Source organism: Streptomyces sp. NPDC056169 (genome assembly GCF_042268445.1).
Taxonomy (GTDB): domain Bacteria; phylum Actinomycetota; class Actinomycetes; order Streptomycetales; family Streptomycetaceae; genus Streptomyces.
The window spans coordinates 24,020-31,944 of the sequence record NZ_JBHJUO010000039.1 but is presented as its reverse complement, the minus strand read 5'-3'; the positions used below and the strand labels follow the sequence as shown (position 1 = coordinate 31,944).

Sequence of the window (7,925 nt, the reverse complement as noted above, 5' to 3'; positions counted from 1 at the left end):
CCACCCGCTACGACAAAACCGCCCAGTCCTACGAAGCAGCCGTCACCCTCGCATCACTCCTGATGTGGGCGTGACATTTGACGACAGGCCCTAGGACGGGCGCTACATCGGGGTGGCCGCCCGCAGGACGAGGAAGAGGGTGACGGCCGAGTTCGCCGAGGACAGTGCCGACACCGTCGCACCGAAGGCAGCGCCCCAGGCCGCGCAGCCGACGGCGGTGAAGAGCGACGGCCAGGTGCGGCCCGCCGGGGCCGGTCGCAGCAGGGCCGCGACCCGGCGGGGCACCGGGCCGGCGCCGGTGACGGCGGGGAGCAGCGCGGTGGTCGCGGGCGGGGCCAGCAGGGCGGCCGTGCCGATCGCGCGGGCCACGCAGCGGCGGTTGCCGACCGCCGTCGCGGCCTCCTCGTCGGCCCAGCGTTCGGCGGTGTACGCGACGGCGGTACGGAGCGGGCGGAGGAACGGGTTGGCGCGGGCCGCGAGATGCACCGTCAGGAGGTGACGGTGGTGACGCCCCGCCAGGTGGGCCCGCTCGTGGGCGAAGAGGGCCCGGCGTTCGCGGGAGGTCAGCGCGGCGAGCATGCCGGTGCTGACGACGACCCGGCCGCGCCGACGGCCCGGTCGACGTCCGCGCCGGCGGCCGGGCAGCGCGTACGCGTACGGGGCGCCGTCCGGCAGTACGGTCACGGACGTCTCCGGCAGGCCCGCGAGCGCGCCCTCGGCACGCCGGCGTGCCCGCACCTGGCGCCGGGCCGCGGCGACGCACGAGACGAGGACGGCGAGCAGCGCCGGGATCGCCAGCCGGCCGGCCACCTCGTCGTACGGCAGGGCCGCGCGCACCTCGGGGTCCGACCAGGCGTCGGGCAGCGGGTTGCCGGGCAGCTGGGCCGTGCCGACGATCATGAGCAGGCCGAGACAGAGCGTGCTGCACACCGCGAGGACACCGGCGACGGCGGAGAGCAGGCGCGTCGCCGTACGGGGATGGAGCCGGCTCTCGGCGAGCCGGGCGACGGGCCAGGCGGTGAGCGGAAGGACCAGCGGAAGGAAGACGAAGACGCCCATGACGCTACCGGTCTCCCTCCGCGAAGCCCTCGGCGTCCCCGCGGTCCCCGAGGTCCCCGAGGTCCCCGGACTCCCCGGACCCCGCGGGCTCTATGGCTTCCGCCGAGAGGAGTTCGCGCAGGAGCAGCTCGTCGTGCGGGGAGAGGGCGGTGACGAAGCTGGCGAGCACGGCGTGCCGGTCCGCCTCCGCGTCAAGGACCTTGCGCATCCGCAGTGCGGCGAGCCCCGCCTCGTCGGCCACGGCCGTCCAGACGAAGGAGCGCCCCGACCGCTCGCGCGCGACGGCGCCCTTGCCGTGCAGCCGGGTGAGGATCGTGATCACGGTCGTGTACGCGAGGTCGCCGCCGAGGCGCTCCTGCACCCATGCCACGGGCACCGGTTCGACGGCGCCCTTGAGCACGGAGAGGACGTGCGCCTCCAGCTTTCCCTGGCCGCGCCTGCGCGGCGAGGACTCCGCCTCGTTCCCGCTCCGGTCCGTCATCCCGCTGCCCTCCCGCCGGTCCCGTACTCGCCGCTCGCCACTCGTCGTGCGTCGCTCGTCGTGCGCCACTCGTCGTGCGTCGCTCGTCCACCCGCCCCGGGACGGCGGTCCATCGTACGGCCGGGACGCCGCAGGTCAGAAGACGGAGAGGCCCGTGATGGTGGTGAAGCGGTCCAGGGCGGCGACGCCGGCAACCGAGTTGCCGCGTTCGTCGAGGCCCGGGCTCCAGACGCAGACGGTGCAGCGGCCCGGGACGACGGCGATGATGGCGCCGCCCACGCCGCTCTTGCCGGGGAGCCCGACCCGGAGGGCGAAGTCGCCCGCCGCGTCGTAGGTGCCGCAGGTCATCATCACGGCGTTGACCTGCTTGGCCTGGCTGCGGGTGAGCAGGCGGGAGCCGTCGGCGCGGATGCCGTGCCGGGCGAGGAAGCCGGTGGCGACGGCGAGATCGCCGCAGGAGGCCTCGATGGAGCACTGCCGGAAGTACTCGCGGAGCAGGGTCGGCACGGGCGTGCCGATGTTGCCGTAGGAGGCCATGAAGTGGGCGAGGGCGGCGTTGCGGTCGCCGTGGGCGGTCTCGGACGCGACGACGTCCCGGTTGAAGTCCAGGTCCGGGTTGGCGGACTCCGCGCGCAGGAAGTCGAGGAGGCTGCCGGAGGCGTCGCCGGTCATGCGGTGCAGGCGGTCGGTGACGACGAGGGCGCCGGCGTTGATGAACGGGTTACGGGGGATGCCGTGCTCGTACTCCAGCTGGACGAGCGAGTTGAAGGGGTTGCCGGAGGGTTCGCGGCCGACGTGCTCCCAGAGGCTGTCGCCCTCCCGGGCGAGGTCGAGGGCGAGCGTGAAGACCTTGGTGACGGACTGGGTGGAGAAGGGCTGCTGCCACTCCCCCACCCCGTACACCGTGCCGTCGAGCTCCGCCACGGCCATCCCGAAACGGTTCGGGTCGACGGCGGCGAGGGCCGGGATGTAGTCGGCCGGGCGGCCCCGGCCGGCGAGGCCCTCGATCTCCTCGCCGATGCGTTCGAGTACGGGTAGGAAGGACTGCACCATGAGCGCATTGTGCCCGGCCGCGCCCGCCACGCCCGTACCTGCTCAGTTCTCCGCCGTGTCCGGGACGCCGGTCTCCGGCATCTCGTCGAGGGCGTACGGGTGGACGTACCGCGCGTCGTCGAAGGGCGTGAACCACGTGCCGAAGCCGAGCGTCGCCGCGCCCTCGCCGGCGCCGTCCTCGCCCTCGTCCCGGAGCCACGCGAAGTCCATGTCCTCGTAGACCTCGCCGGCGAAGCGCCCGAGGGCGGCCGCGACCTCGTCGTCCAGGAGTCCGTGCAGATCGAGGGTGACGTGGGCCTGCTCCAGGAGAAGCTTCAGGACGAGCTCCTCGGCGAGACAGCCGAGCCGCCGGAAGCTGCCGTCGGTGAACCGGGTGGTGAGGGCGATCGCGGTCACCAGGAAGCGGCGCGCGAAGAGTTCGTTGTACTGCGGTGCGTGGCGCGAGGGCAGTTGGTCGAGGTGCCACAGGTGCCCCTGGCACTCGGCGACGGTGGTGTCCTCCTCGGCGAGGGCCTGGACGTCGTCGTACAGCTCGTCGATGAGGACCTCGGCGCCGTACACCAGGGAACCGGCGGCGAGTTCGGCGCACTCGGGAGTGACTCCGGGAACACCCTCGCCCGGCTCGCGCGCCTCCCCCGGCTCCCCCGAATCCCCTGTCCCCGCCGGCTCCGCTGTCTCCCCCGCCCCCTCCGGCTCCTCCCGGACGCCGAAGGTGGCCGGGGTGAAGGAGCGCAGACGGCTCGCCAGGGCGCGGAACGCGGCGTCGTGGTCCTGCGCCTCCCGCTCCGCCTCGTCGTCGGTGTCGGGCTTCGCCGTGTGGTGGGCCCGGCGCGCCTGCGGGTCGCTGGGCGGGGCGCCGGGCCCGTCGGCCGCTTCGAGGCTCTCGCGCGCCGCGTCGGTGTGCAGCTGTACTTCGCTGCTCTCGACCGTCCACTCGGCCAGCAGCTCCGAACGCTCCAGGACCTCCTCGCTCACGGAGCCGACCGCTTCCTCCGCGAACTCCAGCGACGGCGCCGCGACCATCACCTTCAGGATCGCCCCGCCCGGATGGACGGCCACGGCGACGTCGAACAGGTCCATCTCCATGCCGTCGGCGCCTTCGATACCGGCCACCGACGCGAAGCCCTGCTCCAGCAGGGCGGAGGCTCCCACGCGGTGGAGCCCGTCCAGCTCCGGAGCACCCTCCGGAATGCGTATTTCCACGGTTACGACATAGGTCACGGACGAAAGCGTGCCAGGCCGGGGCGGGTGGACGCGGCTGTTCGCCGAAGCTTTTCGCGCGCGGGAGCGCGTACGGCAGGAGCCGGCACCCCTGGGGGCACCGGCTCCTGTCACTGGCGGAGGGTCAGGCGACGAGCTCGGACTTCTCCGTCCCGGCGTCCGCCCCGGCCTCGACCCCGCTGTCGGCGTCGGCATCGGCGGGGGTCTTCTTGCCGTCCCGCATGACCAGGGTGGCGAGGACGGCCGCCGCGAGGACGCCGATCGCGCCGACCGTGAAGGTGGTGGACATCGAGGTGGTGAAGGCCTCGCGGGCCGATTCGATCATCGCGGGGTCGCCCTTGGCCGCGGCCAGTGCCCCGCCGATCGACTGCTTGGCCTGCTCGGGGGCGTCGGCCGGCATCTCTCGGGAGAACGTGCTGGTGAGGAGCGAGCCGAGGATGGCGATGCCGAGCGCGGTGCCGGCCTGCTGGATGGTGTCGTTCAGGGCGGAGCCGACGCCCGCCTTCTCCGCGGGGATGGTGCTCATCAGGGCGCCGACGGCGGCCGGCATCGCGAGGCCGGCTCCGAGGCCGAGCAGGCCCAGGGCGACGGCCGGGACGGTGAAGCCGGAGTGGGCGTCGACCGTGGTCAGCAGGGCGAAGGCGCCGGCCATGACGAGCATGCCCACGAGGATCAGGACACGGTTGCCGATCTTGGCCGCGAGGCCGGCGCCGGCGCCGTTGCCGATGAGGGCGGCGACGGCCAGCGGGACGAAGGCGAGGCCCGCCTTGACCGGCGAGTAGCCGAGGACGAACTGCAGGTACTGGGTGAGGACGAGGAGGAGGCCGCCGTTGCCGATCTGCACGAGGGTCAGCGAGAGCGAACCGCCGCTGAAGTTGCGGTGCTTGAAGAGGACCAGCGGCACCATCGGCTCGGGGGTGACGTTCTCCCAGACCACGAAGCCGACGAGGGAGACGACCGCGACCGCCAGGGTGACGAGCCCGCGGCCCTCGAAGGCGCCGTGCTGCGGGATCTCGATGATCCACCAGATGAGCGCGGTCATGCCGACGACGGAGAGGATCGCGCCGAGCGGGTCGGGCTTCTGCCAGGGGCCCTTCGACTCCGGCATGAGGGTGAGGGCGGCGAGGACGGCGAGGGCGACGACCGGGACGTTGATGAAGAAGATCGAGTGCCAGGAGAAGTGGTCGATCAGGAAGCCGCCCAGGACGGGGCTGCCGACCAGGCCGAGCATCGAGACCGAGCCCCAGGCCGCCATCGCCTTGGGCCGCTCGTCCTCGTCGAAGACGGTGATGAGGATGGAGAGCGTCGAGGGCATGATCAGCGCGCCGCCGACACCCATCGCGATCCGTGCGGCGATGACCTCGCCGGGGCTGGTGCAGACCGTCGCGGCGAGTGAGGCCGCACCGAAGAGCAGCAGGCCGAGAACCATGATCTTCCGGCGGCCGAAGCGGTCACCGAGGCTTCCGGAGGTGAGGAGGAGTCCCGCGAAGACCAGGATGTAGGAGTCCAGGATCCACTGGATGTCCTGGGCGCTCGCGCCGATGCCCTCGGTCATCGAGGGGACCGCGACGGTCAGCGCCATGCTGTCGACCACCAGGACCAGGGTGCTGAGGCACAGCACGACCAGGATCCACCAGCGGCGCGGGTTGCGGCCTGCGCTGTCGTGGCCGCTTTGGCTGCTTGCGCTGCTTTCCATGGGTCTTCCCCCTCGACTTTCGTCTGTCGTTCCTGCGTTCGCTCCTTGCGATGCGAACACTGTACGCAGACGCGCACAGTGTTCGCAACCCTCCACACCTGTACGCTGAATGCGAACGCCGTACGCAGTGAAGGAGGGCCCATGGCCGCCAAGGCGAACCCCGTCCCGTCCGTGTGGGCGCGACAGCAGTCCGCACCCGATCAGCCCGCGCTCAGCCGGACCGCGATCGTCCGCGAGGCGATCGTCATGCTCGACGCCGACGGCATCGAGGCGCTCAGCATGCGCAAGCTCGGCGCCCGTCTGAACGCCGGCGCGACCTCGCTCTACCGCCATGTCGCGACCAAGGACGAGCTCATGGAGCTCGCCGTGGACGAGGTCGCCGCCGAGCTCACCGTCCCCCCGGCCGACGCCGCCCGCGGCGGGGCCGGCTGGCGGGCCGCCGCGACCGAGTCCGCGGGCTCCTTCCGGGCGACGGCCCTGAGCCACCCCTGGCTCTCGTCCGTCCTCGGCCAGGCGGGGCTCGCCTATCTGGGCCCGAACCTGATGTCGTACTCGGAGCGGCTCGCCGCCCTCTTCTCGGCGGCCGGCTTCCCGGAGCCGAGCCGGGCGATCGACACCCTCCTGTCGTACGTGATCGGGATGAGCACGACGGAGGCCGCCTGGCTCACCACGGTCGCCCGCTCCGGCGAGACCGAGGCCGGGTTCATCGCCCGGCTGATGCCCGCCGCCCAGCAGGCCGCGGCCGGCCACGACCACCTCGCCGAGGCGTACGCCGACGCCGCCGTCCACTCGGCCGTCGACCCCGTCGCCATCCGCGACGCCAAGTTCGCCTACGGCCTGGACGTCGTCCTGGACGGCCTGGAGATGCGCCTGCCGCGCTGACCCCTCGGGCGGACGGCGGTCGCGCGGCGTGGCCAGTGGTGGTGCAGGGCGTCGATGTGGAAGTCGTGCGCGTGGTGGCCGGCCTGGCCGCCGCGGCCGCCGGGCGCTGCCGCGAGATGGGGGTGGTCGACGGGGAGTTCGGGGTGGACGTGTTCCAGCGCGGCCGGGTCCGTACGGGGCCACAGGCGGGCGGCGGCCAGGGCGCCGAGCAGGGCGACCCCGGCCAGTACCGCTGCCGCGACCACGAGCCCGGCGCGCGCGGCGAGCCAGCCCGCGAGGGGGTAGGTGATCAGCCAGCAGGCGTGCGAGAGGGAGAACCGGGCGGCGAAGGCGGCGGGCAGGTCGGCGCTGTGCGCGGAGCGGCGCAGCAGCCTGCCGCCGGGCGTCAGGATCGCCGAGGTCGCCGCGCCGAGGACCAGCCAGACCGCGAGCAGCCCGGGCCAGGACCAGGCCCCCGGCGCGAGCGCGAGCCCGAGCACGAGCAGCGCGAGGGCCCCGGCCAGGACGAAGGCGGCGCGCAGCATGACCGCCCGCTCGCGGGCGGGGCCGGGGTCGGGCCCGGGGCCGGGGTCGGGGCCCAGGCTCGGGCCGGGGCCGGAGCTCGGGCGGGGGCCGGAGGCCTGGCGTCGGTCCAGTGCGCGGGGTAGGAGGAGCGCCGTCGCCATCGAGCCCGCCCCGTACGCGCCGAGGGCGAGGGGGACGTCTCCGGGGGTGCGGCCGAGGGTGTCGCGGACCAGGACCACCGTGTTGACGAGCACCGTCGCGCCCGCCGCCGCCACGGCGACGTCGAGGGCGAGCAGGCCCCGCAGGCGCGGAGTGCCGAGGAGGAGCCGCGTACCGAAGGCCGCCCTGGCACGGAATCCTCCCGCGCGTGCGGCGGGTGCGGGTGCGGGCAGGGCGGTCGCGCGGACCAGTGTGCCCGAGGCGAGGAACCCGGCGGCGGTACCGGCGAAGAGCCGGTCGTACGGGACGACGGTGAGCAGCGCGGCGGCGAGCACCGGGCTCAGCAGGCTCTCCAGGTCGTAGGCGAGCCGGGAGAGGGAGAGCGCCTTCGTGTAGTCGCGCTCCTCGGGCAGCACCTCGGGGATCGTCGCCTGGAAGGTCGGCGTGAAGGCGGCGGACGCGGTCTGGAGCAGGAGGATCAGGACGTAGATCTGCCACACCTGGGTGACGAAGGGCAGCGACAGGGCGACCGCGGCGCGTACGAGGTCCATGGCGACGAGCAGGGTCCGGCGCGGCAGCCGGTCGGCGAGGGCGCCGACGACCGGGCCCATGCCGACGTACGCGGCCATCTTGATCGCGAGGGCGGTGCCGAGCACGGCGGAGGCGTTCGTTCCCGCGAGGTCGTAGGCGAGGAGACTCAGCGCCACGGTCGCGAGGCCGGTGCCGGCGAGGGCGACGACCTGCGCGGTGAACAGGCGCCGGTAGGTGCGGTTGCGCAGCACGGACAGCATGGGAACGCCCCCGGTCGGCCACGGCGGTCGGCGGACCCCTTCACCGTAGCCGATACGTGCACAGGTGCGCACGCGTTGA

7 protein-coding genes are annotated in these 7,925 nt (G+C 73.6%); 1 reads left to right on the top strand and 6 read right to left on the bottom strand.

Annotated features, from left to right (window positions below; translation table 11 throughout):
- Nucleotides 1-102 precede the first annotated feature (102 nt).
- The 5 genes from ACFC0G_RS38675 to ACFC0G_RS38655 form a co-directional block, all read right to left on the bottom strand.
- The gene (locus ACFC0G_RS38675; protein WP_376413398.1) at nucleotides 103-1,059 is read right to left on the bottom strand and encodes a M56 family metallopeptidase; all 957 of its coding nucleotides are present in this window, start codon (nucleotides 1,057-1,059) and stop codon (nucleotides 103-105) included.
- 4 nt (nucleotides 1,060-1,063) lie between these two features.
- Nucleotides 1,064-1,540: a BlaI/MecI/CopY family transcriptional regulator gene (locus ACFC0G_RS38670; protein WP_376413397.1), complete on the bottom strand. Its 477-nt coding sequence runs from the start codon at nucleotides 1,538-1,540 to the stop codon at nucleotides 1,064-1,066.
- Nucleotides 1,541-1,675: 135 nt separating this feature from the next.
- Complete coding sequence (locus ACFC0G_RS38665; protein ID WP_376413395.1) at nucleotides 1,676-2,593, bottom strand: glutaminase; 918 nt, start codon at nucleotides 2,591-2,593, stop codon at nucleotides 1,676-1,678.
- Between the two features lie 42 nt (nucleotides 2,594-2,635).
- The gene (locus ACFC0G_RS38660; protein ID WP_376413393.1) at nucleotides 2,636-3,814 is read right to left on the bottom strand and encodes a hypothetical protein; all 1,179 of its coding nucleotides are present in this window, start codon (nucleotides 3,812-3,814) and stop codon (nucleotides 2,636-2,638) included.
- Nucleotides 3,815-3,938: 124 nt separating this feature from the next.
- The gene (locus tag ACFC0G_RS38655) at nucleotides 3,939-5,510 is read right to left on the bottom strand and encodes an MFS transporter (RefSeq protein ID WP_376413391.1); all 1,572 of its coding nucleotides are present in this window, start codon (nucleotides 5,508-5,510) and stop codon (nucleotides 3,939-3,941) included.
- A 141-nt stretch (nucleotides 5,511-5,651) separates the two neighbouring features.
- On the opposite strand from ACFC0G_RS38655, the gene ACFC0G_RS38650 reads away from it, so the two are divergent.
- Nucleotides 5,652-6,392: a TetR/AcrR family transcriptional regulator C-terminal domain-containing protein gene (locus ACFC0G_RS38650; protein WP_376413389.1), complete on the top strand. Its 741-nt coding sequence runs from the start codon at nucleotides 5,652-5,654 to the stop codon at nucleotides 6,390-6,392.
- On the opposite strand, the gene ACFC0G_RS38645 is transcribed toward ACFC0G_RS38650, so the two are convergent.
- Nucleotides 6,341-7,846 (bottom strand): MFS transporter, encoded by a 1,506-nt coding sequence (locus ACFC0G_RS38645; RefSeq protein WP_376413387.1) that lies wholly within the window; start codon nucleotides 7,844-7,846, stop codon nucleotides 6,341-6,343. The two genes, ACFC0G_RS38650 and ACFC0G_RS38645, sit on opposite strands and share 52 nt — an antisense overlap.
- Between the last annotated feature and the right edge of the window lie 79 nt (nucleotides 7,847-7,925).

Bases quoted from the DNA above. Each gene is read 5' to 3' on its own strand.
- ACFC0G_RS38675 (WP_376413398.1), bottom strand. From the start codon at position 1,059: ATGGGCGTCTTCGTCTTCCTTCCGCTGGTCCTTCCGCTCACCGCCTGG.
- ACFC0G_RS38670 (WP_376413397.1), bottom strand. From the start codon at position 1,540: ATGACGGACCGGAGCGGGAACGAGGCGGAGTCCTCGCCGCGCAGGCGC.
- ACFC0G_RS38665 (WP_376413395.1), bottom strand. From the start codon at position 2,593: ATGGTGCAGTCCTTCCTACCCGTACTCGAACGCATCGGCGAGGAGATC.
- ACFC0G_RS38655 (WP_376413391.1), bottom strand. From the start codon at position 5,510: ATGGAAAGCAGCGCAAGCAGCCAAAGCGGCCACGACAGCGCAGGCCGC.
- ACFC0G_RS38650 (WP_376413389.1), top strand. From the start codon at position 5,652: ATGGCCGCCAAGGCGAACCCCGTCCCGTCCGTGTGGGCGCGACAGCAG.
- ACFC0G_RS38645 (WP_376413387.1), bottom strand. From the start codon at position 7,846: ATGCTGTCCGTGCTGCGCAACCGCACCTACCGGCGCCTGTTCACCGCG.